The organism is Pseudoalteromonas sp. SWYJZ12, from assembly GCF_015864395.1.
Taxonomy (GTDB): Bacteria; Pseudomonadota; Gammaproteobacteria; order Enterobacterales; family Alteromonadaceae; genus Pseudoalteromonas; species Pseudoalteromonas arctica.
The window spans coordinates 48052-74515 of record NZ_JADYXH010000018.1 but is presented as its reverse complement, the minus strand read 5'-3'; the positions used below and the strand labels follow the sequence as shown (position 1 = coordinate 74515).

The window sequence follows — 26464 nt, the reverse complement described above, 5'->3', positions numbered from 1 at the left end:
GTTTTAAGTTCAGGCAGAGCCAGACTCAACTACTGAGTCTGGTTCGTGCTATAAATAAGCTCGTCATCATATTTTTAAATTAAAGCTGTTATTTACCTAACAAACATCCAAATACCGGCAGCTATCATAAATAAGTTTTCTGTTAGGGAGATAAACCCTAGTGGTACGTTACTGTCACCGCCTACACACGCACATTTTAACTCTCGTTTATCTATATAGACTGCTTTTATCACTGAAACAGCACCAACCCCACCTATGAATAATGAAATAGGGGCAATAATATAGGCTGGTAATCCGGCTATCATTCCAATGCCAACAAATGCTTCTAAAAATGGGTAAACATAAGCGTACCTGACTATTTTCATAGCGACTAAGTCATAGGTTATAAATGAATTAGTAAAGCTAAATAAGTCTTGAAGCTTTTGTATTGCTAACACTGCCATTGTTAGGGCTACAAACAGTTCAGCGGTTTGCATTGATAATAAGCTATTAGCCGATGCAAAACTAAATGCCACACTAAGCAAAAAACTAACCGAAAAAATCGCAATCACGGGCGTGTAAGTTGTACCTTCTTGGGCTGCTTGTGGCTTATTAAAGTAATTACGTAAATCGTCGTAGCCACCTATACGTTTATTATCAATAAATGTTTGAGGTGTAGTTTCTACGCTGTGTTGTTTTTTAAATTCATCTGTTTGCTCTCGAGAAGTTAAAAGCTGATCATCAACTGTATATCCCTCTCGCTCTAGTAGGTCTTTTGATTTTAAACCAAACGGACAAATATGCTCATCTGTTGCCATTCTAAAAAGCTGGGCTGATTTACTCATGCTTTACTCCTTATGTTATGCGGTTTATTTATTTGAATTGAAATCTGGAACAGCTCTTAATTGTGCTTGAGCATTGGTTTGTGTAATGCCGTTTTGCTCTATATCTTTTAGGAGCCATTGCATTTCTTTTATTTCTCGCTCTTGGGCTTCAATTATATTTGTAGCTAGCTTTTGAACGCGTTTATCTTTGATTTTTGCCCTGTCACTGGTGAGTATGGCAATTGAATGATGTGGGATCATCGCCGACATCCATGAGCTATCATCAACAGTCGCTTGTGAGCGAACTAAAAATAAACTACCTGCAAATACGGCAACACTAGCAATGAGTACTGTTATATTTTTCTTTTTATCTTTATACATATTAAGCATGAAAAGTAGCATTATCACTGCCATCGTGGCTCCCATATAAAGCGCCATATAAGTACGAGTTTCACTAAAATAAACATGACTAAGTTGATAGGTGTTCAAATACATCAATACAAACATGGTTATTGTGGATGTTGCTATCATTAAAAAAAATTTTGAATAGTGTGACATTGTATTGCTCCTTAAAAGTTTTGTATTTTGTTTTTACACGTGAGTAATATTTACACTATTAAGCTCACAAATCAGTGTTTCCTGTTGTGTAAAATGGGTATTTAACAATTAACTCAAGAATTATGCCGTTAGGCTAAAATTGCTCGCTGGATTTACTTATGTATCTGTAGGTTTCTTCATTTGAGTTGTCAGTGAGTAGTTCAATATTATATTTGTGAAATATACCCTCCATTTCCATTCCGGGAGTGCCAATAGGCATGGCTGGTACACTTAAGCCTGTAATGTGCGGAGCGTGTTGCCCAGATAAAAACTGTTTTATATGTTTAGCGGGAACATGACCTTCAAATACAAATCCATCGGCTGACACGGCTGTATGGCATGAGCGCATATTAGGTTTTATTTGATACTGAGATTTAATCGACCCCATGTCATTAACGTTAATTGCTTTTGTTTGAATATTGTTTTCACTCAAATGAGCAATCCACTTATTACAACATCCACAATTTTTACTTTTATAAACGGTAAGCTCAATTTCAGGTTTTTCTGAATTTTCATAGATTATTGATGTTTTATGCTGTTTTTCGATACTCATTGTAGAAAATGACATAGTTAATGATAAAAAAAACGCTGAGGTAATGTAGATTACTCGCATTGTTAACTCCTTAATTAGACCAGTGAATATGAGTGATTTTCCAACCTTTATCGGTGTTTTTTAATGTGATTGATTCCATTCCCGTAGACTTAATATCTTTCCCTTTATACTTTCCTTGAGTTTTACTTCTTGAAATTGAGTAAGCTATGTTTCCATTTGTGTGAACTTGATGCTCTAGCAGTTCACTATCAACTGCACTTAAGAATTTCATATCCGCTATCATATGATGGTTCGCGTATTCATCTGCAGAACGCTCAACAATTCCGCCTTCAAAAATGACGACATCGTCGGCCAGTAATTTACGGGCACCTTTGGCATCGCCTTGTTTTAGGGATGCATGAAATAAGCTAACTGCCTTTGCAGCTTCGCTATCAACATTAACAAAGACCCAGCCTTTTTTTGTGTGCTCTTCATGGGTGTGTGCGTTCACAGCAAAAGAACTAACAGCGCTAAAGATTAGTAGCAATAAAATTTTTAAATTAGAGGATTTAATTAACATACATTTTCCTTTTTTATTAATCGTTAAATAGGCGGACCAACAAGTGTTGTAAATACACTTGTTGTAATAAGTACAAATAGGGCAATTAATATTTCAACAGTGATCGAGCGTTTTAATATACTTATATGGTGTTGTTGAGTGATTTGCGGGACTAAAAAAAGCTTATGCCATGCACCTAGTAACAGCATCGCGCAGACGAGTAACAGCTTTAATAAAATTAGTTGCCCATAATTTGATGTAAACAATGCAGAAAATGACTCTAGGTACTGCAGGAGCAGAGTTAAGCCCGAAATAAGTAGTACAAATACAATAACAATAGCGAGTTGACCAAAGTAATGCATTAACCGCTTTACTTCACTGGTAGGTAGTAAAGTGCAGCTTTTGTAAAGCGGCCACAATGACCCTAACCAGCTCGCAATGGCAATAAGGTGAAAGGTTAAAATACTTTTCACTAACCCATTTTCATTTGCACTGTGCCCAGTAAAAGTGAAGCTATAAGCGATAAACCCAAGCATGATTAGTATAACGGCACCGTTTTTATAACCTGCTACGTTATCATCTGATTCCACACTCCACATACATGCGCTAATTAGAGCAATAATAAGCGCTGGTATTCTAAACGTTGCTTGGTCACCTATGACTGATTGCCAAACAATTTCAAGCATAAAGGGGTCAAACATTCCCATAAAGCCTGATTCAGCCATTGCTCCAGCTTCTATTGGTACTTGTAAAAGTGCAGCAATACTACCTGTAACTACACACGTAATTTGCCAACGTTTTAAGAACTGATAAAAGCTAATTAAGTGATGCCCTGCAACATTGCTGTTGCCACACATAAAGCGCATTAATAAAGTGCCCGCAAGCCCTGCAATTGCGATATAGCTTGCTAGTTTTAATAATAGTAAGAGTACTGACCATTCACTTAATTGCATTATGTTGCTACTTAATGATTATGTTTACTGTGGGTATTAGATTGTTCCTGCATCATTTTATGCGATTCACTTTTGTGTACCATAAATCTAAACGTATCGGTCATTTTATGTCCATCACCACCGAGTGCTGTCCATTTAACCGTGTAAGTGCCTTGGGCTAAGCTCGGCAATGACCAACTAAAGTCTGTGCTTGGGGTGGAGCTGGGTTTGAAATCAAAGTTTATTGATTTATTTTTTTCATCTTTGATGATGACTTTTGCTAGCCTTACTTCACCACCAAAAGTTAACGAAAGTTGCTCTGGACTTTTCATTAACATGGCTTCTTGCGCAGGTGTTGATTGCTTGAGTGATATATGCGCTGATGCGGAAAATGTAAGTACTAAACCTAAAATAGCTACTGCAGAATTAAAAAACTTCATAATTACCTCTTATTTAAAATGATTAAAACCAAAATTTAATACCCGCAACAAATGCGGTGTTGTTGCTACTTTGTCCACTTGATGTGGCATAGTCGGCGGTATTGCCAAATTTATTGCTCCATTCAACGCCAATATAGGGCGCAAACTGGCGTGTAAACTCATAACGAACCCTAAAGCCAATCGCGCTGCTTGATAGGCCACTTCCAAGTTCGTTTTGTTTATCGTTTTTGCCATAAAGTGTAATTTCGGCTCGCGGTTGTATAATTAGCTTTTGCGTGAGTAATAGTTCGTACTCTGCCTCTAACGTAAATGCGGTATTGCCTCGCTCACCCACGTACGCTGTCATATCAATTTCAAACCAGTAAGGGGCTAAACCTTGTAAGCCAAAAGCCAACCATTGCCGATTTTCACCTTCTTTATTGTAATCAAGACGAACACCTGCTTGAGTATCCCAATATGCTGATACGGCGTGCCCCCATAAAATATCGGTTTGGTTTTCTTCAATACTTCCTTCGCTGAAATCACCCTCGGTTTTAATTACCAATCGATCAAAGGTAGTGCCGTACCATGCTTGTAAGTCAAACACACCTGCGTTTGCTTGCTCGTTATATTCAAGACGATCGCCTAGTAATGCGTAAAATGGATGCTCATCAGCGAGTGTTAATCGCTCATTGCCCTCAAGCGCATATGGGCCTTCTGTTAAAGTTGTTCCCGCAGAGTAAGCATGAGGGTCTCTTGCATCTTTAGGTGCACTTCCTCCTTGTGGTTGCATCTTAGCGCTATTCATTTGTGCCATTTCACTTTGCGCTAATAAAGGGAAACTAATTAATGAAGCCCCAGTTAATATTAATAAACCTAATGATTTAGATAGTTTTAATTGTTTCATGATACGACTACCTCTCTAAACATACCGGCATCCATATGGAATAATAAATGGCAATGCCAAGCCCAGCGACCTACATCATGAGGGGTGGTTAAAAAGCTGATTCTTTGTGCGGGTTGAACAGGAATCGTATGACGTCGTACTTGCACATCACCTTGCTCGTTTTCTAAATCACTCCACATACCATGCAAATGCATAGGGTGTGTCATCATGGTATCGTTTTGTAAAATAACTCTTAAACGTTGGTTATGCTTCATATGCACTGGCGTGCTTTTACCAAATTCTAAGCCATCAAATGACCAGCTATAACGCTCCATGTTTCCGGTTAAATGCAGCTCAATTTCAGCTTCTGGCTCTTGCTGGTTAGTGATCCCTTCAAGTGAGTGTAAATCTGCAAGTGTTAAAACACGACGACCATTTTTACGTAAACCAATACCAGGATCATCAAGATTTGTTCTAGGCATATCAACGCGCATATCAACTGAAGCTCCATACTCCGTTTTTGCATGACGCACTTTAGAGCTGGCAACCGCCAACGGGTTTTCAGACATACCATGTTTGCTATGATCCATCGCCATTGCACCGTGCCCCATAGCGCTATGATCCATTTCTTTAGAGTTCATACCTGACATGCCAGCCATACCAGCCATTGCAGAATGCTCACCGCCGTGGGTCATATTGCCCATCATATCGGTCATCGTTAACCATTCAACAGGGTCAAGTGCAGGTACTGGCGCATCAATATTAGGCGAGCTTGATAAAGTTCCTTTTGCGTAACCAGAGCGATCCATACTTTGAGCAAAAATCGTATAGGCATCATTTTTAGGCTCAACAATTACGTCGTAGGTTTCACCAGGGCCGAATCTAAATTCATCAACTGTCACTGGTTCAACGTTTTGCCCATCTGCTTGTACAACCGTGAGCTTTAGCTCGGGGATACGCACGTCAAAAAAGCTATTACTAGAACCATTAATAAACCTTAACCTAAGCTTTTCACCGGCTTTAAATAATCCACGCCAGTTTGCCATTGGAGTACTGCCGTTCATTAAAAAAGTCATTGCTGATGCTGATAAGTCAGCTAAATCTGTAGGATTCATTCGCATCTGATTCCACATTTTTCGGCGCTGTAGAGCATTTGAAATACTGCTGCTTGAAACGTCATCGAAAAACTCTGGGACAGTGGGTTGATTGAAGTTAAATACATCACTCTGTACTTTTAATTTACGGAACAGCGCCATTGGGTCATCATCAGTCCAATCAGATAATTGAATAACATGCTCGTTATCTGCACTAATAATATCGTTTTCTCGCGGTTCAATAATTAATGCACCGTACATGCCTGTCATTTCTTGAAAGCCACTATGTGAGTGATACCAATATGTACCGCTTTGTTGCAGTTTAAATTTATAAACAAAGGTTTCGCCCGGCATAATGCCTTTAAAGCTGATACCTGGTACGCCATCCATTTGATACGGTAAAATAATGCCATGCCAATGAATTGAACTCGGTACTGATAACTTATTTGTTACTCTAATAGTAACGTCATCGCCTTCTTTGAGGCGCAAGGTAGGAGCGGGTATAGATCCATTGATAGTTGTCGCCATACGTACTACGCCAGTAAAGTTAACCGGCGATTCATCTATAACCAGATCAATTACTTCGCCGCTAAGTTCGGGCACAGTGCCTGTTATTGTTCCTGCTACTAAAGATGATGCAGCATGTAATACACTCGGAAAAGCAGCAAGTACACCTCCTGCAATTAAGCCTTGAACAAATCGTCTTCGTGGTGTGCTAACCTGTTGTGATGACTTTTTAAACCCCATTTCCTTACTCCTTCATAGCAGAATATGTATTGAGTATAGAAAATAGACCTGTCTTCAACATGACGCGAACATTACAAAGTTGTAATCTTGGTGTCATGTTGCTGTAGTGACAGATACTGCATAATATTTGCAGAGGTAGTTGTTAGGACTTTAATGAAGGAATTGTATGCGCTTATTAGTTGTTGAAGATGAAGCAAAAACGGGAGATTATTTAAAACAGGGACTAAGTGAAGCTGGTTTTCAGGTTTCTTTGGCGCGCAATGGTCTTGACGGTCATCACCTAGCAATGACCGAATTATTTGATGTAATAATACTTGATGTCATGTTACCTGACGTATCCGGTTGGAAAATTTTACAGTCGCTACGTGAAGCAGATAACAAAACCCCAGTACTATTTTTATCTGCTCGCGATAGCATAGACGATAGAGTAAAGGGGCTCGAACTTGGTGCTGATGACTATTTAATAAAGCCTTTTGCTTTTGCTGAAGTTTTAGCAAGAGTACGCACTCTTATTCGCCGTGGTGCAGTACAAACAGTTGACGATATACTGATCGTTGCTGATTTAGAAATGGATATTCCAAAGCGAAAAATACAACGTGCAGGCAAGCGTATTTTATTGAGTAATAAAGAGTTTAGCTTACTTGAACTATTGTTACGGCGCGAAGGTGAAGTACTGCCACGTTCGTTAATTGCTTCTCAAGTATGGGATATGAATTTTGATAGCGACACCAATGTGATTGATGTTGCCATTCGTAGGCTAAGAGCAAAAGTTGATGATGACTTTACTATTAAATTAATTCATACAGTTCGCGGTATGGGCTATAAATTAGAGGTTGAAACTGATGGCTATTAAGTCACGGCCTTTATCACTTACGATGCGTGTTGTGTTGTTTGTGGCTGTAACCGTTATTGCGTGCTTAACTTTAGTTGCCACCTTAATAAATAGTTCGATAAAACATCATTTTTTCCAGCAAGATAGTAGTGAACTGCATGTTATTAATCAATCTATTGAATTAGTTTTAACACAACACTATAAATCAAACCTGAAACTTAAAAATGAATTATCTAACGCTGTAGCGGGTCATCACGGTGTTTACTATCAGGTAAATACCGCAAAAGGAGATCTCATTTTTCAAAGCTCTGAACGAGATTTTAGTGATTTTGTAATGAGTGCTAAGGCTTCAACTGGCTTTAACCGTAACAACATTACCTCATGGCAAAATGATACCCACACCTACCGAGCTCTGGTGAGTAATTTAAGTACTGGGCAACAGCAATACAAAATTACTACAGCGATAGACATGAGCTTTCATTTACACTTTCTCAATCAATTTCAGCAAAGCCTTTGGGCCATTATGTTTGGCTCAGCGGTACTCATTTTATTGGTGGCTTGGTTTGCTATACATCAAGGATTAAACCCTTTACGAGGTTTAAGTCAGAAAATACACGATATCCAAACTAATAAAATGGATGTAAGGCTCGATGAAAATAAAGTGCCTATTGAGCTTGTTAATATGGTGCAGTCGTTTAACTCAATGCTCGACAGGCTCCAGGGTGAATTTATTCGCTTATCAAATTTTTCTAGTGATATTGCTCATGAACTACGAACTCCACTAACAAATATAATTACTCAAACACAGGTTGGATTATCTAAAAAAAGGCAGTTGGAAGAGTATCAAGAATTATTGTTTTCTAACTTAGAAGAACTTGAGCGATTAACTAAAATGGTTAGTGATATGCTTTGGCTCGCAAAAACTCAAAATGGGCTAATTAAACCCGTTCAAAACACTCTAAAAAGCCATGATGAAATTGAAGTGTTATTTGAGTATTTTGACGCTTTGGCTGAAGACTTATTGATTGCATTTGATAAAAAAGGTGAAAACCTTTGTTTTTATTGTGACAAATTACACTTTCGCCAATTATTATCAAACTTACTATCCAATGCAATTAGGTACGCCCCAAAAGGCTCATCAATCACTGTAAACAGTGAAATGACCACCGCTGAAAAAATATGCATTTCAGTGATTAATACAGGGGAGAGAATACCTTCTGAGCATTTACCTTATTTATTTGACCGTTTTTATCGACCTGATAAGTCGCGGCAACGACACAGCGACGGAGCAGGTTTAGGGCTTGCAATAGTTAAAGCTCTAGCGCAAGCAAACGGTGGAGATATAGAGGTCAGTTCAAATAATCAAACTACCAGCTTTAAAGTTTATTTAAATTTAGTTAAAAGCTAATTATTAAAACCAATAACTCAATGTTTGCTTGTAGCTCTTTGGCGAAGTTCAGCTAAGTGCCATGAGCGGTCGGTGGCAACATAGCCACTTGTTATGATTAAATTGCTGGATACTTTGGACATTCATCGCTAACCACTGACATCATAGCTTTTAACATTTTGGTTTGACCGACTCGCTTCATACTCCATAACATTGCGTAATTATGGCTTAAAGTATGAGTGTAAGCATTTTGAAGAACCATTAACTCAAGCCCCTCTGATTTGACGTAATCTGACATTCTGATTGAATATACTAATGAATCTTGGGTAGATAATTTTGCTCCATCACTCTTAACAAAATGATTAACAGCAATGCAATTAGCTATTTTTTGAACTTCTCTATTCTTAGACTTAAAGCTTTCAGATTCGAATATATTGTCTAGTTGTTGGATTATTTCATTACCTTGCATAGAAAAAGCAAATGCTGGTAGAAAAAATAATATAAATATAATATTACGCATAACTTTCCTTTAATCATAACGCCGCAATAAGCGGACTAAAATGCTGGGTCATAATGTGTAGCAAATAGAGATATAACCTACTGTTTTATTTTGAGTTTATTTTTTGGCGTTATATATCATTTACACCAGACATTTCAGCCATAAATTCCTCAAGTTTTTTTTGAAGCTCTTTGTTGGCTCTAATTGAGCGGTCATAAGCAGGAATGTAATCAATAACATTTTCATTAACTGCTTTATCGATATTTTCATTAACTTCTTTAGCTTTTTGAATACTACTAATTAATTTCTTGTCCATAAGTGTTTTATAAACATTAATCGCATACTCTTGTTTTTCTTTGAAGTCCTTAAATACATTTGGATTAGGTCTATCCATCTCGGTAGATTCATCTTCAACTTTGTGCTTTGCATACTCTAATTGTTGATAATAGTATGATGCCTGTATTACTAACGATAATGAATGACTTAAATCTAACAAAACAGTTTTGTTCATTTCCCAAATACGATCTTTTCTTTGTTTTTGAATTGAGCTGTAATGAATAGCAGTTGCAACTGCTGTAGCTAAAGCAATAAATATATTTGTTGCAACCCCAACATCAAGATTAAGATTAAGATTAACGTCAGTTAAAAGAAGAGAAACAAATAACACAAAGGCAATAAAAAAACCAACAATAGAACCAATAAGAAATTGAAAGTTAAACACTAATACTCCAAAGATATATAACAAGGTAAAACTATCTGGTAGAAACTGGGAAGCCCAAACAGCCTTTTGAAACCTAAAGTAAATTAGTCTTTACTAATATAGTAAGTAAACAGGCTTCTTATTAACTAAGATACTAATTAAGTGCACTAGCTCAAACTTAATCTTCAAAATGTAAACTCAAATATTAGCTTCCCCATATTGCCTTAACTTTAGAATACTCATTTAGAAATTAGCTATTTTCTAAATCAAAAAGCCTATTAGCAAAGGCATTGCGTTCCTCCAATAGGGAATCGTACATTGAATATAACTCTTGAATATGGATCATCAACATAGCAATGGTCTCTTTATCATCATTTTTTTTTGCTTGGAATAGTTTATTTTTAAGGTTTTCATTGCGCCTAAGTAACACCTCCGTCTGAGATTTTTGTTGTTCCACTAACTCTTGTTTTTTTTGTTCTTTTTTTAGGTTGTTGATCATTTCTTTAATATCTGGATGGCGGTTATATATTAAAGAGTGAGAAACTCCGCATTTATCAGCTACTTTTTTAATAGTGATCCGCTCATTACTTTGTTTAAATTCTCTTACACAAGATAATAATAGTTCTCGAGTAGGCATATTAGTTCTCGATATTTGATTTTAAATTATGAGCTAGTACTAACTTATCAATAACTTCATTTGCTGCATTTAGGTTATCTTTTAATCCAGTAAGAAGTGACTGATAACGCGCTATATCGGGTAATAATTGAATACGCTCTATTTTTCCTTCACAGCTGTGTTTGATTGCTTTCCAATAATGTAAATGTTTTGGGGTTACATAGTAAGTATCACAATATAAACAATGGGAAGGATCTGATACATTTTTTATCTTGCACCCTAATCCCTTTGTGCAATAGCCATGTGGCAATCCCCTAACGCTGTCACTATTTTTAGTCGCAAAGTCTATTAACTCTTGAGTATTATTAAAGTGAGGCTGCTGTGCTGAAGTGTAAATTACGTGATCTTCATTTGAATTAAGCTTTGTAAGAAGTTTAGAAAGTCTATCACCTCCGCCTCCTGTAATTTGAGCTTTCTTTGCTGAACCAACAATATCTTCAATAGCCTGTTTATTGACTAGTTTTTCAAAGTATTCAATCACTGTACGTAATTCATTTAACGATTCGTAACCACGCTCAGAATAAATCAATGACATCACTCGTTTGATATGCTTGAATTGATATTTAATATCATCCAGATCGCCTAAACGATTCGCAATAATAAACCATGCAAAGGTGTGTCTAAACTGGTGAGCAGTTAAATTAAAAAAATCACCAACTTTATATTTTAAGCCGCGTTTACCACTATTTTGACTAACAGATTGATAATTACAGCCCATCTTTTCAAGCTGTTCTATATCCTGAGCGGTCACTTTAATTTTGTGGCGTTCTAATGAAACTGAACCTCCTGTATCTGATCCTCTAGCTGCATGGATAAATCTAACTGTGTGACTCGTATGTTGAATCCCAAATAGACGATTATTTTCAATACCTCGTAGCAGTTTGCGAGTATCTTGTTCAGATAAGATGTTCTTATGATATTTGAGTATTAGTCTTGCTCTTTCCAAATAAACTTCGTTAACTCTACTCAATAAATTAACAGCATCATAAATGATTTGATTGGCTACCCAGTCGAGCTTTACTAAGCCCTCTGTTGTCTTAGATAAATGACTGCTTATCGTATATACAAGCTCTCCAGTCTCAACTCTTTTTGCATGACTGTGGTTTTTCAGTGCGTATGCTTCATTGTCACGCATCCCAGTAAACGCTACCACTAGAGTATAGACATGGAGGTTTAGGTCTTTTATACGCTTTTTTATCTCTCTTAAATCATTCATCAAATCTTTATTTTGTTTAATTGAGATATGGCATAACCTTTTTGCTTTACTGAACTTTATTCTGCTATTGGCTTTTGAATGAATATCAATAAACTTTTTAGAATCGTCTTTTGCCTTTTGAATGTATTCTGTTGAAGTAGAAATGATTGACTTCATAATACTCGTTGGAATTATCGAGTGCTTTAATCGGTTTTCTGTCTCATGCTTCGTAATTTTGGATAAAGTAAGTTCATCGATTAATGCTGATAAAGGCTCTTTATTGACTAGACCATAGACATATAGAAAAGTGAGTGCTTCACGAAGTGACTTAGCTGCAGACGTGTATTTACCTACATGCATACCTCCTTGTAGTTTAGGAAGGTATAGGAAATCTTGAAGAATATTCCTTAGTTTTAGCTCTTCTACATTATTTAGCTCTCGAAAGCTTTTGTATTTTTTAGATTGAAGAAAAACACAAAATGTTCTTAATGCGCGCACCCGTGTAGCTACTGAAAACCATTTATACGGTATGCTCCCCTCAACAGTACCTAAATGTAATGCAGCGATCATTATTGCTTTGAGCTCAAAATCAAACTCCATTAAGCCAGTATCAATTAAGATAGCACTTTTATCTGTATCAACTCGCTTAAAGTAATTACCCCCGAAGTACATTGGTTTGTTATGAGGTGCCTTCATATCCCATACGACTAACTTTGATAATCTTTCAATTTCTACCTTTGATAGTGGTTTGATTGAAATGCTGCAATCAACTGTAATCGCCCGTGTAATTATATCGTGAATATCAGCCAAGATTGTTTTCCTCTCTGAACATTGCCATAGATGGGCAAGCAAACTCCCAATCAGGATGTAATCCTTGTTCTTTTAATAGCATAAATCCATCTTTAACAGCTTTACTATTTCTTTGTCTTAGGTTTTCGATAATGTCATCTACACGTTGTTTTAAAATATTAATGTTTATAATCTGATCGTTACTATCATTAGGATTTTCGACTGACATCTCCATGCCCAACAAGATATAATTTCTATAACTCAAAAGTTTCCAAATATGTTCAGCATCAACAACCACCCGAAAGTATTTACACCACACACAACTTAAAAAATCTGCGCATACGTTGCTACCTTTATCACCTGTGATTTGGCGAAGTTTGCGATGCTCTTTCTCGTAACGATTTGCTTCTTTGTTATCAGCTTTAGCTGCACAAGTACCTGATGGTACTACTTGGTGCTGATTTGCAGACTCGTCGGTAATTATATGAATTTCAGATGATATTTCTTTGCCCGTAAAATAATCCCCCATTATTTTTGTTGCTTGATTAAGTGAATAGCGTGACTGGTCGGGATCAATACGAAGGTAATATGATTCAAATACGTCAAATGAATGCTTTACCGTATCTGTATATTTCTTGATGTTTTTATTTACCTCTCGGTATATATGATTAACTCCACCTTTACGTATTTTTTGTGCGACAAAATTGATACGACAGCCTGATTTTCTTAATATGCTCGATAATTGATTAACAGATGAATATTCTAGTTTGAAGACTTGACCACGCTGAGGATAGATAAATAAATATTTACCGTGCCGTGTTTGTAACCTTATATCTGCGGTTAATTCATCTCGGACAATCAACAGATCTGAAATAGCACTTTTTATGGTATCGTTTTTTAAATCTCTTTTATCAAATGAATATGTATCATTCCGATAGCCTCCTCGTGCTTTTTGAAGTACCACGGCATACTCAGTTTTATTAGATATGGGAGATACTGTTTCAATAATATCCTCGCATTCCAAATTGAGCAAAGGGTTAATATTCCAACCTGTTTTTAATATCACCTTACCAAAACACAATAAAATCTTCCGATAAACACTAGTATTTTCATCACGTAATAGCTTCTCAATGTAAAAAGCTAACTCTCTACATTCCGTCTCAGAATAGAAACTATCACTATTAAGCCGCTGATTATGCTTAGCCATTTTGGTTACTTTGATGGGATAAATATCATTGAACGGAATGTCGAACTCCCGCATTAACCAGACTAAGCTAGAGCGGTAAGTTAATGCAGTTTTGCGAGCTAATGAATTGTCATTAGCACTTGATTGTAACTCTGCAAGTAAATGTTTTTGAATGAATCCATTGTTAGTAGCAAAACCTTTAATACCATGCAAAATCAATACATCAAGATGTGCCTGTGTGAAGGAATCACTATACTTGTTTAACAAAGCCTTTAACTGCTGATAGTTATGATATACCGAAATCATTGCAATATTCTTTTGATCTATATTCGCTTTGAAGTCATTTAACAACAGAACAAAGTCATCATAAACACGCTCAGAAATAGATTTTATCGAAGTAAAGTCGCATTGGATGTATCTATTTTTATCAATACCAGGGAATAAAAGCAGGTTTTCTCTAAATAGAGATAACTTTGGAGTTTTTTGTGGATAAATACACTGACTGATTTCATAAAATAAGAAGAATATCCAGCGGGGCAGCGTTATATCATCATGCAATTGTTTAAGTAAACCTTCAGTATCAGTAAGGGTAGCTATTCCTTTATCAATTAGCTCTTTATTATGTAGGGTTGATAATGCGGATTGAAGCACAGGTAATGCGCGCTTAAAGCCTGAAAATTTATCTCTCACACTGTTATCCTTTAGATGAGAATCAACAGTGTTGCCTATAATCTTTGAATAACACTCGATATCGTTATAAAGTCTTGAAGAGATATTGTGTATGTCCGTAAAATCTATTTGGAATTGCCCCCTTATATTTATCATTTTTTGTGAGAAAGTTTTACTATCGAAATGTGCTAGCATTAGCTGAAAGTGGATTGGGTTGTATCTATCTGCTTTACTAGCTACTTTGATTAATTCAGAATTTACAGCGAAAGCTCTTAAACCGTATTCGCCAAGGGAACTTTGAAATTCTTTATTTTGAATTAACTGAACTAACGTGGCATGAGTGGATGCCTTAATACGACGTAACCTATGTTGATCTCTGTCACTGTCTACAATGTATACTAAAAAATTTTTATATTGTTCAAAAAGTAATTCAGAGGCTTCATATAATTTGGAAATATCGGTGATATAACCTTTGAGATTTACTCTGCTTGGGGGATGTAAATAAAGATCATCGTTAAATAATCTAACTAACGTAATAAAAGCATTTTTAATCCCTTTTCCTGTGCGTAGACATGTATTTAGTGATGCATATTCAAGATGATTCCATACCTGTGACTCATTTAACGCTACAAGACCTGTGCTTAAAAGTTTATGCTTAGAATCTGGATTAAGTATTTCAAGCAGCTCATCAAACCGAGTTGTGATATACCTAATTTGACAGGAAATGGTTTTTTCTGTCTTTTTCCACTTACCTTTGTTATTCATATAACGTTGATAGCAAGTGTAAATATCTTTGGCCAAACACTCACTGTGCTTTAATATTTTATCAAGCTTTATATTACCATCCGTATCAGTAAAAATTAATCGCATCTCATTAATCACCTAACTCTAATGCCATTGCTTCAATGCTCAATGCTTGTTCCAGGTCACCAAAAACTTCTAGAACCCAGGATTTCATACGTTTATCGTAAGTAACGATGCGTGCCAAATCTATATACTTTTGTGTAGTTGAAAAGTTGGTATGACCCAATAGCGACATAAGTTTGTATTGAATAAAACCAAGAGGTAAATCATTCTCTAATAAAAAGCGGGCTAATGATGTTGCAAACGTAGAGCGTAAATCATGAAACGAATAAGTAAATTTAACTTTATTGTTTAAAAGCTCTTTTGCTACTCTCGAAGTTATATTGCTAATAGAGCCTTCATTTAAACGCTTGCCTGAACGATTAATAAATAGTGGTTTACGAATCGAATTATTGTCGTTATCCCATTTTGCAGAACGATTTAACCGTTCACCAGAGTTTTTATGAACCCACAGACGTGTCATTAAGGTCTTTGGAATCAGTATCTTTCTGCTTTTATTAAACTTACCAATAATATCGACAGCATACACCTTAGTTTCATCAAGAGTAGTATCAATAATTTCAGACTCGTTAAGTAAAGTAACTTCAAAAGCCCTTAAACCGCATAATAAAGCTAAGTCTGCCCACAACTTCCGTGTTTGTGATTGCATATAATTAGATGAATAGAAGCTGAGTAGTTCTTTTGGACCAAGAGGGGATAATCCATCGTTTAAAATCATTTTCTTCTGTTGGTGTTTTTTTGGAATAGTTAAATTATTAGTTTGAACAACAATACCTCGATCATGATTAAAGGATGTAAATATCAAATCAAATTCAGATCGAGAATATTTCTTCTTGATTACTTTGTCGCTATATGTGAATGGTAGTTTTTTAATACGATTTGTTTGCCAAGCCCATTCATAGAATTGACGAACGTGTGAAATATAGAGGTTAGCAGTATTGAGAGAAAGCTCACTACGCCTCACTCGATCAATCAAGTGAGCTCGGAACTGGTAAGGTGGTAGCCACTCTTTAGCTTTCTCAGACTCTGATACAGCATATAGATCTTTCCACCCAATACCTTGACTTTCAAGCCAATTAAGAAATAGTTTTAATGAATTGGCAATGCTCTTAATTGTTTTTACTGTTACTCCTCCCAAAAGGTTTTGTTGCCCTCCTTTTTTGGGACGCAGGAATTTTCCTTTATATCGATATTCAAAAAAAAGATTTATCTCTAAACAATCTTTTAGCCTAGTTTCACTACCTAATAACGAAAAATTTTCAGTAATATACTCGCGTTGATATTTAATTGAGCGTATCTGTTGGCTTTCAGAGATATTTATTAGTTCACCATCAAAGAATGGCAGTGCTCCCATATTTATATCTGCTTTTACTATAGAAACCATAAGAACCCTTAATACTTGGAGAATGCGATTCACATATTAAATGAAACTATAGTAACAAGTTGAAGGTTTTACAAAGGTGTGGTTAACACTTTAATTATGAAGGTGTGACTACATCGCGTGATAGTAAAAAAGTATCTTTACCAAGTGCTCGTAGCGCATAAGGTCCTGTATTTCCGCCTAAACGCGAACCATGTTTTTTTAAATACGCCCATAAACCAATAATATCGTCTGTTGGCCAATTAGCGATGAACTGACTAAAACTGCCATGTTCCCCTGCTATTTCGTGGATCATGTAAGCATTTTCGGTAATTGTTTTTACTTTTTTATAGTTACGAACAATTCGCTCATCCGTTGCTTTTTGTTCCAGCATATCAGGTGGCATCATTAATAACTTATCAACGCTAAAATCCCAAAAAACCTCTCTAAAGCCTGGCCACTTATTATTAATGACTGACCAGTAAAAGCCGCTTTGAAATACTTTTCGAGTAAATTCCTCAAGCCAATCGTCGTCACTTAACGTGCTTAGTTGTTTTTTAGATAGCGGTTTTGCAAGTAATAACTTAAGCATTTTTTCGGAGCCTTTTCGCTCTACCGCTCGCTTATAAATATCGCTAAATTTTTCCATACTAATTAAATACCTCACTACTTATATTGCTAGTGTACGAGAAAAGCACCCAATACGTAACCACTCCCATTATGGATGAATGAATATGCATTTAGTCGCTTGACACCTAGACGGCTAAAATGCTTTAATCGCCGTAATTACCCTATTTAAATTGCACAGGTTTGTAAGTTTTTACTCTACAAACAGGTGTAAAGGGCTAGAAGAGGTGCGTTATTCAGGTAGCGTATGTTAGGAGCGCAAACTCCAGTGAGCATACGTGAGGGGAATTAACGCCGAGAAGTAACCACTTTTGCGAGGTGTTTATTTCGGGCGACTAGGTTGAACCCTAGCGACTGTCACCAATAGCTGCTTATAAAAGCAGCTTATTAGTTTGGTGGAGAGCTTCTGGTCTTAAATATTAAGGCCGTGCGCCCTATTATTTTAAGCCCATTCGCTCTTCGAATTATTAGTTCGAACGACGTTAATGCGGCTCCTTCCATAAAGCTTTTTAACTCTTCGAATAATACCAATTGCATTAAATTAGTTATCGCTAAAATGATCACGTTTTTAATAAAGTTGGTACAAATTATAAGTTCGTGAGAGATGATCAACAACTTCAATTTAAACGACTACTCATTGTGGACCGCGCTCGTAACGCCATTTGATCAACACGGCGATGTTGACTACAACACGTTAACTAAACTGGTTAGCGATCAAGAAGCAGCGCATAACGGTATTTTACTACTTGGCAGCACGGGCGAAGGTTTAGCACTAACGCTAAAAGAGCAACAAGCCATTGTTGAACACGTATGCCAGCTAAAACCAGCAGTACCACTCATGGTTGCTGTGGGCGGTAGTAACTTAAAGCAACAAATTGAGTGGGTTAACTACTGTAATACACTCCCAATTCATAGCTTTTTACTTGGCTCACCGCTTTATGCAAAGCCTGGCGCTATAGGTCAAACTCATTGGTTTGAAAGCCTACTTAATGCAAGTGTTCACCCGTGTATGCTTTATAACGTACCGGGTCGAAGTGCTGTTAGCATTCCAACGGCAACAATTCAAAACTTACAAAATAATAAAAATTTATGGGCGTTAAAAGAAGCGAGCGGCAGCATTGCTCAGTTTGAAGCTTATCGCCAAGCTGCGCCTAATTTAGCTATTTTTAGTGGCGACGATGCGCTAATGCCTTATTTTGCTCAAGCTGGCGCAAAAGGTTTGGTGTCAGTAGCTGCAAATGCATGGCCCGCACAAACTCACGAGTTTGTTAAACGCAGCTTAAGTGGTCAACACCCTAATTTATTTGCCCAGTGGTCAAGCGCTATTAATAGCCTATTTGCTGTTGCAAACCCTATTCCCGTAAAAGTATTGATGCATTTGCAAGGTCGCTTAAGCAGCCCGCAACTTCGTCCACCTTTAACACACCTTGAGTTAACTCAAACCGATTGCATCACAACTGCAAACAACACCATTTTATCTTGGCATTAAATACAGGTTTTTATAATGAGCTGGTTAGAACTATTAAATAATTTAGAATCGGGCGCAGTACGCGCAGCATCACAAAACGAAAGCGGCCAATGGCAAGCTAACGTAGAAGTAAAACAAGGCATTTTGGATGCCTTCAAAAATGGCACTAATACTGAGTTTGCAGGCGGCTTTGTTGATAAACATAACTTAGCTCCACAAGAATTTAGTACTGACGATGGCGTACGTATGGTGCCGGGTGGCTCTAGTGTTCGCCGTGGTGCTTATGTTGCTAAAGGCACGATTATTATGCCACCAGCGTATGTAAACATTGGTGCATACATCGACGAAGGCACAATGGTAGATAGCCACGCATTAGTTGGCTCGTGCGCACAAGTAGGTAAAAACGTACATTTAAGTGCTGCAGTTCAGCTTGGTGGTGTACTTGAGCCAATTGGTGCAAGCCCAGTAGTTGTAGAAGACGACGCCTTTATTGGCGCTGGCTGTATTATTGTTGAAGGCGTAGTCATTAAAAAAGGCGCAGTACTTGCCCCAGGCGTGCGTTTATCAGCAACTATTCCGGTATACGACTGCGTAAACGAGCGCCAACTAGATAAAGGCGAGCCAATCCCAGAATACGCGATTGTAATACCAGGCTCTCGCCCTGCGTCAAACGAGTGGGCGCGCGAGCAAGGCTTAAGCATGTCGTGTGCGTTAATTGTTAAATACCGCGACGAGAAAAGCGATGCATCGTTATTGCTTGAAGAGGTTTTACGATAATGAGCTTTTTGAGCACGCCTATCAAAACCGCTGTAAATACAATTACACAACAACTTGATACACCTTTTTTTGTTTACGACCTAGATCAACTAAACACGCATCTTGCACGTTTAGTTGCGCAAACCGATGTAAAACTGTGGTACGCGGTAAAAGCAAATCCACTGTCTAAAATTATTCAAAGCTTAGACAGTGCTGGCTTTAATTTTGACGTAGCAAGTAAAGGTGAGCTTGAGCAAGTGCTAGCACAAGGTATTAGCTCACAGCGCGTGCTCAACACAGGGCCTGCAAAAAGCCCTAAACAAATTAAACACTTTATTGAGCGCGGAGTACGTATATTCGTAGCCGAAAGCCTCAATCAAGTACGTTGGTTAAACCAACAAGCGCAACTACAAAATACGCAGTTACAAGTATTACTGCGAGTACAATTACGCTGGCCTGAGGGTGAAAAAAACCCACTGGGCGGCGACAGCCTTACGCCGTTTGGTTTAGGTTGTGATGAGTGGCAAGCACTCAATGTAACCGACTACCCTGCACTTAAGTTTGACGGCTTACATATTTTTCAGTGGGGCAACATGCTTAGCACGCAAAAACTAAGCGACTTGTGGTCACAAATGATTGCACCACTTAGCCAACTTGCCAGCGATTTAAATATTAGCCTTAAAATTCTCGATTTAGGTGGCGGTTTAGGTATTCCTTATACACAAAATGAAGCAACGCTTGATTGGGATGACTTAATAGCTGCGCTCGCTAAAATTAAAAATGATGCGGGTGTAGAGGAATTATGGATGGAACTTGGTCGTTATGCCGTTGGCGAATGTGGTCATTACGCAAACCCAGTAATAGAGCGCAAACAAAACTATAATCAACAGCAAGTCATTTTAAACGGCGGTATAAATCACTTATTACGCCCTGCTGTTACCAGCCAAGATTTTCCTGCTGCGTTACTGCGTGAATCCAGTGCTAAAACTCAAGCGGTCACTTTATACGGCCCACTTTGTACAGCGCTTGATTGCTTGGGTGAACATAACCTGCCAAGCGATTTAAATGAGCACGACTGGCTAGTGTTTAGCCAATGCGGTGCTTACGGCTTTACCGAAAGTATGCCGTATTTTTTATGCCATGAGCTCGCCGGCGAGTACACATTGCAAAACGGTAAACTTACCTGTGTTCGCCAAGCCGAAAATGCCAGCCACTACTTAAGGTAATAAGCATGAGTAATACAACACACATCAGCCAAGAGAACATTGTAGTAGGGGAAGTTGCAAACGGCTTACCGCTTACAATTCCTGTTTATAGCTTAAAAGGCGATGGCACAGGGCCTAGTGTTTATGTTCAGGCCAATATGCATGGCGCTGAAGTGCAAGGTAACGCAGTTATTTTTCAGCTACTTGAGCAATTAAAACACCTAAACCTTAATGGCGATATTACATTAGTACCTTATGCTAACCCAATTGGTTGTAATCAAAAATCTGGCGAGTTTACCCTTGGCAGGTTCGATCCGATTACGGGCACTAATTGGAATCGCATGTATCACTACAATAAAAATTTAGTGGCACAGTTTGCACAAAATCATACCCAATATGACGACGCTACATTAAAAAGTAACTTCAAACAGGCGCTTATTGACGAAGTAGACAGCAAACTTAACGGCCCTGCTTATTTACTTAATACGGGTAAACGCATTGCACTTAACCTACAAAAGCTCGCTCATCAGGCTGATATAGTACTCGATTTACACACAGGTCCTATTTCAAGCAAGCATTTGTACTGCCCAACCTATGCAACCGACAGCGCACGTTACTTTAATATTGAGCATGTATTGCTTATTCCTAGTGATTTTGACGGCGCTATGGATGAAGCTAACTTTTGCCCATGGTGGCATTTGAGTGATGCACTTAGCGAGCAAGGTCGTGAATTATCAATACCTGTAGAAGCATTTACTGTAGAGCTAGGCAGCCAAGAAAAAATAGACTTAAAAGAAGCACTAAACGATGCTAACAGCATTTTAAGTTACTTAAATCACAAAGGCGTATTACAAAACGCACCGCATACGCCAGCCAATATGACTCGCTATGCATGTAATTTAGATGACTACTTTGCTTATTACGCCCCCATTGGCGGCATGGTTGAATACTTAGCCCCACTTGGTGGGCACATTAAAGCCGGTGAGCCTATTGCTAATATTTTACGCATGGAGCGCTACTTAAGCGAGCAACCACTGCAAACACTTACTCTCGATTGCGATGCAATTGCCATTTTGCACTTTGCCTCAGCGAGTGTTAACCAAGGCACCGAACTTTATAAGTTTTTTACTAACATATTTGAGCTTTAGCTCACCCTTCTCATTGCGTGAGAGCACATAGTTAATGTGCATTAAAAAAGCGGCCTAGGCCGCTTTTTTTCTGATCTATATTTACTTTTTATACGTATAGACCTTGTTATAAATACAAATTCAGTAAAAGTTCACCGTTACATATGTAAAAAGACGTTATAATTAAATTAACGCATACAACACAACCCGAACCCACAAGGAATTACAATGAGCTGGCGCCACTGGATCACACTTTCTGCCTTAATAAGTACAGCTACCTTCGCACAAGAAGAAGTTGCTACAAATGAGCAAGACAACGACATCGAACTTGTAAAGCAGTGTATTTTAAATGAAGTAATTGGCGGGGATGGTAAACAAACATTAGACGATCTTCGTAAAAAGTGTTCAGCTCTTGAAGAAAACAAACAACTTACCGCGCTTGATAAACGCCAAGCTCGTGAAGAAGTAGGTAAAAAAAATAGAAATGTAATTACGCCACATAAGCGTAACTATATTTTACCGCTTTCGTACGTATCACACCCAAACGATCGCCCATTTGATGGCTTTGATGCACTAACAGACGATAACGACGGTGAACCGCTCGACAACTTAGAAGCAAAATACCAGCTATCGATAAAAGTGCCTCTTTACGATGATTTTTCGGATAAAGACCAAGCCATATTTTTTGGCTTTACACTGCAATCATATTGGCAGATTTATAACTCAGAAATTTCTTCTCCATTTCGTGAGACCAACTACGAACCAGAGATATTTTGGATAAATTACCTCGACCCAGAAAACGTATTATGGGGCGACGAAATGGCAATCGCATTAGGTATTTCGCATCAATCAAATGGTCGAAGCCAACCAAACTCACGTTCGTGGAACCGTATTTATGCAGACTTTATCTGGGAAAATAGAGGCTTTGTTTTTAGCTTTAAACCTTGGTACCGAATAGCTGAGGACGAAAAAGAAGATATTTTAGAAGCCAATGGCGACGACAACCCAGACATATATAAATACATGGGTTACTTTGAGTTTAGCGGCGCGTATCGTTTTCATGACCATGAATTTAGCTTTATGACACGTAACAATTTAAATTCAGATAATCGTGGTGCAATTCAACTCGACTGGTCGTTTCCTTTATGGGGCCGAGTTCGTGGTTATGCACAATACTTTAACGGTTATGGCGAAAGCTTAATTGATTACAATGCGGATGTAGAACGTATTGGTGTAGGTATATTATTAACCGATCTGCTGTGATACTTCTCTAAGTTTTACACACAAAAAAGCCAAGCATCGCTTGGCTTTTTTGTGTTTTGAACAGCTAAACAGTTATTTTTTTACTACAAACTGCCCTTCAAATTCTGCAACCACGTTATCACCATCGTAAATAGTTACAGGCACTACGTAACTTGCTTTACCGTCGGTTTCTAAATCGCTTAACTTGCCCTTACAGGTTTGTATATCAACACAACCACGTGGGTCGGTAGTAAGCGGCTTTAAGTACTTAATGTTAGCATCGGCTAATACAATATTACCTTCAAGCCCAGCTTCTTTAAGCGCTAAGTACGTAGCGCCCCAACCTGTTAGCGTGGCCAAGCTATAAATAGAGCCTGCAAACATGGTGTTATGTAGGTTTAAGTTAGCGTCTAGGTCGGCACTGGTTGTAAATTGCCAATCGGTATAGCTTTCTACCTTAATACCCATCGCGTCACTAATTGGAATAGACTCACGCCACGTATTTTGTAGTACTTGCGTCCAATTAGGATGACGAAACCAGCCTGGCTCAGACGGTTTTTGCTTTATCATTTTAAAATGCTGTACATCGCCATACGCTAAATGTGCTTTTTCTTTTAGTTCGTAACCGTGGCGTTTATAAAACTCAAGCGCTCGTTCGCGTGCAAACAAAACCAGCTCATCGGCATTTTGTGTCCATGCTATTTTTTCAAGCTCATGAAGCAAACGACTACCAATATGCTGATTACGGTTCCCCTCTGCAACTGCCATGTAGCGCACTTGTGCTTGCTCATGACTGTTAAAGTGCAAACGTGCTACACCTAGCACTTCGCCTTCTTTATTTTTTATAAAGCGGTGCTCAGAGTCTTGTTCCATATCGTCTTGTTCAGAGCCTCGAGGCTCGCCCCAAGGCGCGCGTAATACCTGCCAACGCAATTGGTAATACGCTTGCCAATCTTCGCTACTTTGTGGGGTGCTTACCTGAAACATACATACTCCTGTTGTTATATAAGCCGTAAATAAAAGTCAAAAAAAGGCTACGGCGCTATACTAATAGTATTGGTTATCTACCAAGCTAAAAAAATAAAATAATTAAATTGATTGGCATTATTATGGCAAATACCATACTCCATCTTAAAAAAACTGCAAATACGACTTTGGTGATGGCTGTAAAATAACGTAAAAAAATAATGACAAAGGCCATTGCGCTTTAACGTTGCTAGTTTATGCTGAGAATATGACTGAAAAAATCAATTATATAAATTCACTGACGGGTTTGCTGAGCGATCAATTTATTGAAAATAGCCACAGCATTGGTCAGTTAATCTATTGGCATAAATGCAGTGGCGATCACATTCAAGTACGTGAGCACGAGCAGTTACGCTGGTTACTTATTAACGACACTCTTCAATCTGTTATTGATTTAAATAACCCGGATTTATTACTTTTTCCACACTTATTGTACCTAGATAAGCATTGGCAAGCTCTTAAGCCGCCACAAAAAGTGTTAGAACTCGGCCTTGGCGGCGGTGCAATTCGTAATTATTTACAACACAAATACCCTAAAGCACAAATAACATCGGTTGAAAAAAACGCCGATATTATTGATTGCTATACCCAGTTTTTTTCGTCAAATAAGAATGAGCAACTGCTGTGCGCCGATGCGCAACAGATTTTAGAAAGTGTGCAAAATATTGATTGGATTATTCTAGATTTATTTAGCCAAATAGACGCGCCTCGATTTTTATTTGAAGAGGCATTTTATAAAAAAATCTACTCGGCTTTAAATAACAACGGCGTGCTATTTATTAACTTTTTATCGCAGCATGAGTCGCAATTAAAGCAACTTCAGCAGCTATTACTCGATGTATTTGGTTGTAATGTTAGCCCGCAAAAAATTACGGGCTATGTAAATCATATTGTCGTGGTAACCAAAAACTTAAACAGATAAGTTAAACGTAACGGGCCCATCGTTACACAAGCTTACTTGCATATCGGCACCAAACTCACCTGTGGCTATTGTAAGCCCCAACTCTTTAGCTTGAGCTACAAAGTATTCGTAAAGCTCGTTAGCTTGGCTTGGCGTTGCCGCAGATGAAAAACTAGGGCGCATACCCTTTTTAGTATCAGCCGCTAGCGTAAATTGCGAAACAACAAGTAACTCACCTTTAATATCTTTAAGGCTTAAGTTCATTTTGTCGTTTTCGTCAGTAAAAATACGATAATTACTTACCTTGTGTAAAAGCTTATCGGCCGTTTGTTTGTCGTCGTGTTTTTCAACGCCCAGCAACAACAATATACCTTGGCTAATTTCGCCTACCACGTGGTTGTTAATTTCTACTTTGGCATGCTTTACACGTTGTATTAAACCTTGCATTTAAACTGTGTCCTTTACTGCTGGTTCATCATCTTCTAGTTCAAGCTCTGGTGTTTCTGGAATATCATTTGGGCTAATGCACGCAGTAAATTCAGCGCCAAGCAAAACAACGACCCACGACAAATACACCCATACAAATAAAATAGGAATGGTTGCTACTGCGCCATAAATAACTTCGTACGACGGGAAATGGCTAATATAAAGAGCAAACCCCTTTTTAGTCAGCTCAAATAAAAGTGCCGCAAAAAAAGCGCCCGGTATTGCCGCTCTAAACGACACCCGTGTATTAGGCACTAAGGTGTAGAGCATAATAAAGCCCACCATCGAAATTCCATACGGCAATAGCTTTAACAAAAACCCGCTAAACCCAGGAATCCCCTGATCAGCAAACGACACCAAAGATACAATATAAGAGGTAACACCAATACTGGCACCGAGCAACATAGGCCCTAAGCTCAAAACCATCCAGTACACAGCAAATGAGATCATCATTGGGCGCTTTTTCTTTATGCGCCAAATTCGGTTCAATGTGGCATCTACATTACGTATTAACAGCAATGCAATTGCAGCTAAAAAGCCAATACCTACTGCCGTCATTTGATTAGCGTTACCGGCAAAGGAGCTAATATGCTCTCTAATAACATCGGTAGAGGTAGGGACAAAATTAGTAAACAAAAAGCTCTCAATTTCCATGCGAGTAGATTCAAAGCCCGGAAAGGCTGAAAATATAGCAACACCCACCGCAATTAATGGCACTAAAGAAAGAAGTGTCACGTAAGCAAGGTAACCTGCATTAACCGTTATTTGATCGTCTATACACCGATTAAAATACTGCATCCACCAACCAGGTTGCTGGCGTATAAAGGACTTAACTTGCTGTTTGTAATGTGAGAGCTTATCATTCATACAATTGACTTGTGCTTATATAGTTTTGATTAT

General features: G+C 38.0%; 25 protein-coding genes, 1 pseudogene and 1 riboswitch. Of the genes and pseudogenes, 8 read left to right on the top strand and 18 right to left on the bottom strand.

Features of this window, described 5'->3' with window-relative positions:
- Positions 1-92: 92 nt before the first annotated feature.
- The 8 genes from I6F42_RS16275 to I6F42_RS16240 form a co-directional block, all read right to left on the bottom strand.
- Complete coding sequence (locus I6F42_RS16275; protein ID WP_165740858.1) at positions 93-824, bottom strand: MauE/DoxX family redox-associated membrane protein; 732 nt, start codon at positions 822-824, stop codon at positions 93-95.
- A gap of 24 nt (positions 825-848) precedes the next feature.
- Positions 849-1361 carry a DUF305 domain-containing protein gene (locus I6F42_RS16270; protein ID WP_165725483.1) on the bottom strand — a complete coding sequence of 171 codons (513 nt, stop codon included), beginning with the start codon at positions 1359-1361 and terminating at the stop codon, positions 849-851.
- 133 nt (positions 1362-1494) lie between these two features.
- Positions 1495-2013 (bottom strand): DUF411 domain-containing protein, encoded by a 519-nt coding sequence (locus I6F42_RS16265; protein WP_165725484.1) that lies wholly within the window; start codon positions 2011-2013, stop codon positions 1495-1497.
- A gap of 10 nt (positions 2014-2023) precedes the next feature.
- A complete protein-coding gene (locus I6F42_RS16260) occupies positions 2024-2512 on the bottom strand; it encodes a DUF4440 domain-containing protein (protein ID WP_165740856.1) in 489 nt (162 codons plus the stop codon).
- A gap of 23 nt (positions 2513-2535) precedes the next feature.
- Positions 2536-3444 carry a copper resistance D family protein gene (locus I6F42_RS16255; protein ID WP_182674062.1) on the bottom strand — a complete coding sequence of 303 codons (909 nt, stop codon included), beginning with the start codon at positions 3442-3444 and terminating at the stop codon, positions 2536-2538.
- A gap of 11 nt (positions 3445-3455) precedes the next feature.
- Positions 3456-3863: a copper resistance CopC family protein gene (locus tag I6F42_RS16250; protein WP_010554094.1), complete on the bottom strand. Its 408-nt coding sequence runs from the start codon at positions 3861-3863 to the stop codon at positions 3456-3458.
- Positions 3864-3885: 22 nt separating this feature from the next.
- Positions 3886-4749: a copper resistance protein B gene (locus I6F42_RS16245; RefSeq protein ID WP_197152821.1), complete on the bottom strand. Its 864-nt coding sequence runs from the start codon at positions 4747-4749 to the stop codon at positions 3886-3888.
- Entirely contained in the window at positions 4746-6569 is a 1824-nt protein-coding gene (locus tag I6F42_RS16240) for a copper resistance system multicopper oxidase (RefSeq protein ID WP_197152819.1), read from the bottom strand. The genes I6F42_RS16245 and I6F42_RS16240 overlap by 4 nt, the downstream gene beginning before the upstream one ends.
- 166 nt (positions 6570-6735) lie before the next feature.
- Here I6F42_RS16240 and I6F42_RS16235 point away from each other — a divergent pair, with 166 nt between their 5' ends.
- Positions 6736-7422, top strand: a complete 687-nt coding sequence (locus tag I6F42_RS16235; RefSeq protein ID WP_010388408.1) for a heavy metal response regulator transcription factor — start codon at positions 6736-6738, stop codon at positions 7420-7422.
- Positions 7412-8809 (top strand): heavy metal sensor histidine kinase, encoded by a 1398-nt coding sequence (locus I6F42_RS16230; RefSeq protein ID WP_182674059.1) that lies wholly within the window; start codon positions 7412-7414, stop codon positions 8807-8809. Before I6F42_RS16235 ends, I6F42_RS16230 begins: the two co-directional genes overlap by 11 nt.
- 97 nt (positions 8810-8906) lie before the next feature.
- Here the strand turns inward: I6F42_RS16230 and I6F42_RS16225 are convergent, their stop codons facing one another.
- The 7 genes and pseudogenes from I6F42_RS16225 to I6F42_RS16195 all read right to left on the bottom strand — a co-directional run.
- Positions 8907-9308, bottom strand: a complete 402-nt coding sequence (locus I6F42_RS16225) for a hypothetical protein (RefSeq protein WP_182674058.1) — start codon at positions 9306-9308, stop codon at positions 8907-8909.
- 109 nt (positions 9309-9417) lie between these two features.
- Positions 9418-10008, bottom strand: a complete 591-nt coding sequence (locus I6F42_RS16220; protein WP_197152817.1) for a hypothetical protein — start codon at positions 10006-10008, stop codon at positions 9418-9420.
- A 229-nt stretch (positions 10009-10237) separates the two neighbouring features.
- The gene (locus tag I6F42_RS16215) at positions 10238-10624 is read right to left on the bottom strand and encodes a DUF6262 family protein (protein WP_182674056.1); all 387 of its coding nucleotides are present in this window, start codon (positions 10622-10624) and stop codon (positions 10238-10240) included.
- A 1-nt stretch (position 10625) separates the two neighbouring features.
- Positions 10626-12668, bottom strand: coding sequence for an integrase (locus I6F42_RS16210; protein ID WP_182674055.1), 2043 nt, complete (start codon positions 12666-12668; stop codon positions 10626-10628).
- A complete protein-coding gene (locus I6F42_RS16205) occupies positions 12661-15372 on the bottom strand; it encodes a hypothetical protein (protein WP_182674054.1) in 2712 nt (903 codons plus the stop codon). The genes I6F42_RS16210 and I6F42_RS16205 overlap by 8 nt, the downstream gene beginning before the upstream one ends.
- A gap of 4 nt (positions 15373-15376) precedes the next feature.
- A complete protein-coding gene (locus tag I6F42_RS16200) occupies positions 15377-16750 on the bottom strand; it encodes a tyrosine-type recombinase/integrase (protein ID WP_182674053.1) in 1374 nt (457 codons plus the stop codon).
- Between the two features lie 109 nt (positions 16751-16859).
- A pseudogene (locus I6F42_RS16195) lies at positions 16860-17375 on the bottom strand (DNA-3-methyladenine glycosylase I); the annotation flags it as partial.
- A gap of 192 nt (positions 17376-17567) precedes the next feature.
- Positions 17568-17767, top strand: a riboswitch (Lysine riboswitch).
- Between the two features lie 190 nt (positions 17768-17957).
- On the opposite strand from I6F42_RS16195, the gene dapA reads away from it, so the two are divergent.
- The 5 genes from dapA to I6F42_RS16170 all read left to right on the top strand — a co-directional run bounded on the left by dapA (position 17958) and on the right by I6F42_RS16170 (position 23172).
- Positions 17958-18842 (top strand): 4-hydroxy-tetrahydrodipicolinate synthase, encoded by an 885-nt coding sequence (dapA, locus tag I6F42_RS16190; protein WP_007579977.1) that lies wholly within the window; start codon positions 17958-17960, stop codon positions 18840-18842.
- A gap of 15 nt (positions 18843-18857) precedes the next feature.
- Complete coding sequence (locus tag I6F42_RS16185; protein ID WP_007376223.1) at positions 18858-19598, top strand: 2,3,4,5-tetrahydropyridine-2,6-dicarboxylate N-succinyltransferase; 741 nt, start codon at positions 18858-18860, stop codon at positions 19596-19598.
- Positions 19598-20803: a PLP-dependent decarboxylase gene (locus tag I6F42_RS16180; RefSeq protein ID WP_197152815.1), complete on the top strand. Its 1206-nt coding sequence runs from the start codon at positions 19598-19600 to the stop codon at positions 20801-20803. Before I6F42_RS16185 ends, I6F42_RS16180 begins: the two co-directional genes overlap by 1 nt.
- 5 nt (positions 20804-20808) lie before the next feature.
- The gene (locus tag I6F42_RS16175; protein ID WP_197152813.1) at positions 20809-21930 is read left to right on the top strand and encodes a succinylglutamate desuccinylase/aspartoacylase family protein; all 1122 of its coding nucleotides are present in this window, start codon (positions 20809-20811) and stop codon (positions 21928-21930) included.
- A gap of 207 nt (positions 21931-22137) precedes the next feature.
- Positions 22138-23172 (top strand): phospholipase A, encoded by a 1035-nt coding sequence (locus I6F42_RS16170; RefSeq protein ID WP_002958796.1) that lies wholly within the window; start codon positions 22138-22140, stop codon positions 23170-23172.
- A 72-nt stretch (positions 23173-23244) separates the two neighbouring features.
- Here the strand turns inward: I6F42_RS16170 and I6F42_RS16165 are convergent, their stop codons facing one another.
- On the bottom strand, positions 23245-24138 hold the full coding sequence (locus tag I6F42_RS16165) for a bifunctional GNAT family N-acetyltransferase/hotdog fold thioesterase (RefSeq protein WP_010554800.1): 894 nt from the start codon (positions 24136-24138) through the stop codon (positions 23245-23247).
- 247 nt (positions 24139-24385) lie between these two features.
- Here I6F42_RS16165 and I6F42_RS16160 point away from each other — a divergent pair, with 247 nt between their 5' ends.
- Complete coding sequence (locus I6F42_RS16160) at positions 24386-25099, top strand: spermidine synthase (RefSeq protein ID WP_007582154.1); 714 nt, start codon at positions 24386-24388, stop codon at positions 25097-25099.
- Here I6F42_RS16160 and dtd read toward each other — a convergent pair.
- Together dtd and I6F42_RS16150 are read right to left on the bottom strand one after the other, a co-directional pair.
- Complete coding sequence (gene dtd / locus I6F42_RS16155) at positions 25088-25525, bottom strand: D-aminoacyl-tRNA deacylase (RefSeq protein ID WP_007582156.1); 438 nt, start codon at positions 25523-25525, stop codon at positions 25088-25090. The genes I6F42_RS16160 and dtd overlap by 12 nt on opposite strands.
- The gene (locus I6F42_RS16150) at positions 25526-26431 is read right to left on the bottom strand and encodes a virulence factor BrkB family protein (RefSeq protein WP_007582159.1); all 906 of its coding nucleotides are present in this window, start codon (positions 26429-26431) and stop codon (positions 25526-25528) included.
- Positions 26432-26464: the final 33 nt, after the last annotated feature.

Bases quoted from the DNA above. Each gene is read 5' to 3' on its own strand.
- I6F42_RS16275 (WP_165740858.1), bottom strand. From the start codon at position 824: ATGAGTAAATCAGCCCAGCTTTTTAGAATGGCAACAGATGAGCATATT.
- I6F42_RS16270 (WP_165725483.1), bottom strand. From the start codon at position 1,361: ATGTCACACTATTCAAAATTTTTTTTAATGATAGCAACATCCACAATA.
- I6F42_RS16265 (WP_165725484.1), bottom strand. From the start codon at position 2,013: ATGCGAGTAATCTACATTACCTCAGCGTTTTTTTTATCATTAACTATG.
- I6F42_RS16260 (WP_165740856.1), bottom strand. From the start codon at position 2,512: ATGTTAATTAAATCCTCTAATTTAAAAATTTTATTGCTACTAATCTTT.
- I6F42_RS16255 (WP_182674062.1), bottom strand. From the start codon at position 3,444: ATGCAATTAAGTGAATGGTCAGTACTCTTACTATTATTAAAACTAGCA.
- I6F42_RS16250 (WP_010554094.1), bottom strand. From the start codon at position 3,863: ATGAAGTTTTTTAATTCTGCAGTAGCTATTTTAGGTTTAGTACTTACA.
- I6F42_RS16245 (WP_197152821.1), bottom strand. From the start codon at position 4,749: ATGAAACAATTAAAACTATCTAAATCATTAGGTTTATTAATATTAACT.
- I6F42_RS16240 (WP_197152819.1), bottom strand. From the start codon at position 6,569: ATGGGGTTTAAAAAGTCATCACAACAGGTTAGCACACCACGAAGACGA.
- I6F42_RS16235 (WP_010388408.1), top strand. From the start codon at position 6,736: ATGCGCTTATTAGTTGTTGAAGATGAAGCAAAAACGGGAGATTATTTA.
- I6F42_RS16230 (WP_182674059.1), top strand. From the start codon at position 7,412: ATGGCTATTAAGTCACGGCCTTTATCACTTACGATGCGTGTTGTGTTG.
- I6F42_RS16225 (WP_182674058.1), bottom strand. From the start codon at position 9,308: ATGCGTAATATTATATTTATATTATTTTTTCTACCAGCATTTGCTTTT.
- I6F42_RS16215 (WP_182674056.1), bottom strand. From the start codon at position 10,624: ATGCCTACTCGAGAACTATTATTATCTTGTGTAAGAGAATTTAAACAA.
- I6F42_RS16205 (WP_182674054.1), bottom strand. From the start codon at position 15,372: ATGCGATTAATTTTTACTGATACGGATGGTAATATAAAGCTTGATAAA.
- I6F42_RS16200 (WP_182674053.1), bottom strand. From the start codon at position 16,750: ATGGTTTCTATAGTAAAAGCAGATATAAATATGGGAGCACTGCCATTC.
- dapA (WP_007579977.1), top strand. From the start codon at position 17,958: ATGATCAACAACTTCAATTTAAACGACTACTCATTGTGGACCGCGCTC.
- I6F42_RS16185 (WP_007376223.1), top strand. From the start codon at position 18,858: ATGAGCTGGTTAGAACTATTAAATAATTTAGAATCGGGCGCAGTACGC.
- I6F42_RS16180 (WP_197152815.1), top strand. From the start codon at position 19,598: ATGAGCTTTTTGAGCACGCCTATCAAAACCGCTGTAAATACAATTACA.
- I6F42_RS16175 (WP_197152813.1), top strand. From the start codon at position 20,809: ATGAGTAATACAACACACATCAGCCAAGAGAACATTGTAGTAGGGGAA.
- I6F42_RS16170 (WP_002958796.1), top strand. From the start codon at position 22,138: ATGAGCTGGCGCCACTGGATCACACTTTCTGCCTTAATAAGTACAGCT.
- I6F42_RS16165 (WP_010554800.1), bottom strand. From the start codon at position 24,138: ATGTTTCAGGTAAGCACCCCACAAAGTAGCGAAGATTGGCAAGCGTAT.
- I6F42_RS16160 (WP_007582154.1), top strand. From the start codon at position 24,386: ATGACTGAAAAAATCAATTATATAAATTCACTGACGGGTTTGCTGAGC.
- dtd (WP_007582156.1), bottom strand. From the start codon at position 25,525: ATGCAAGGTTTAATACAACGTGTAAAGCATGCCAAAGTAGAAATTAAC.
- I6F42_RS16150 (WP_007582159.1), bottom strand. From the start codon at position 26,431: ATGAATGATAAGCTCTCACATTACAAACAGCAAGTTAAGTCCTTTATA.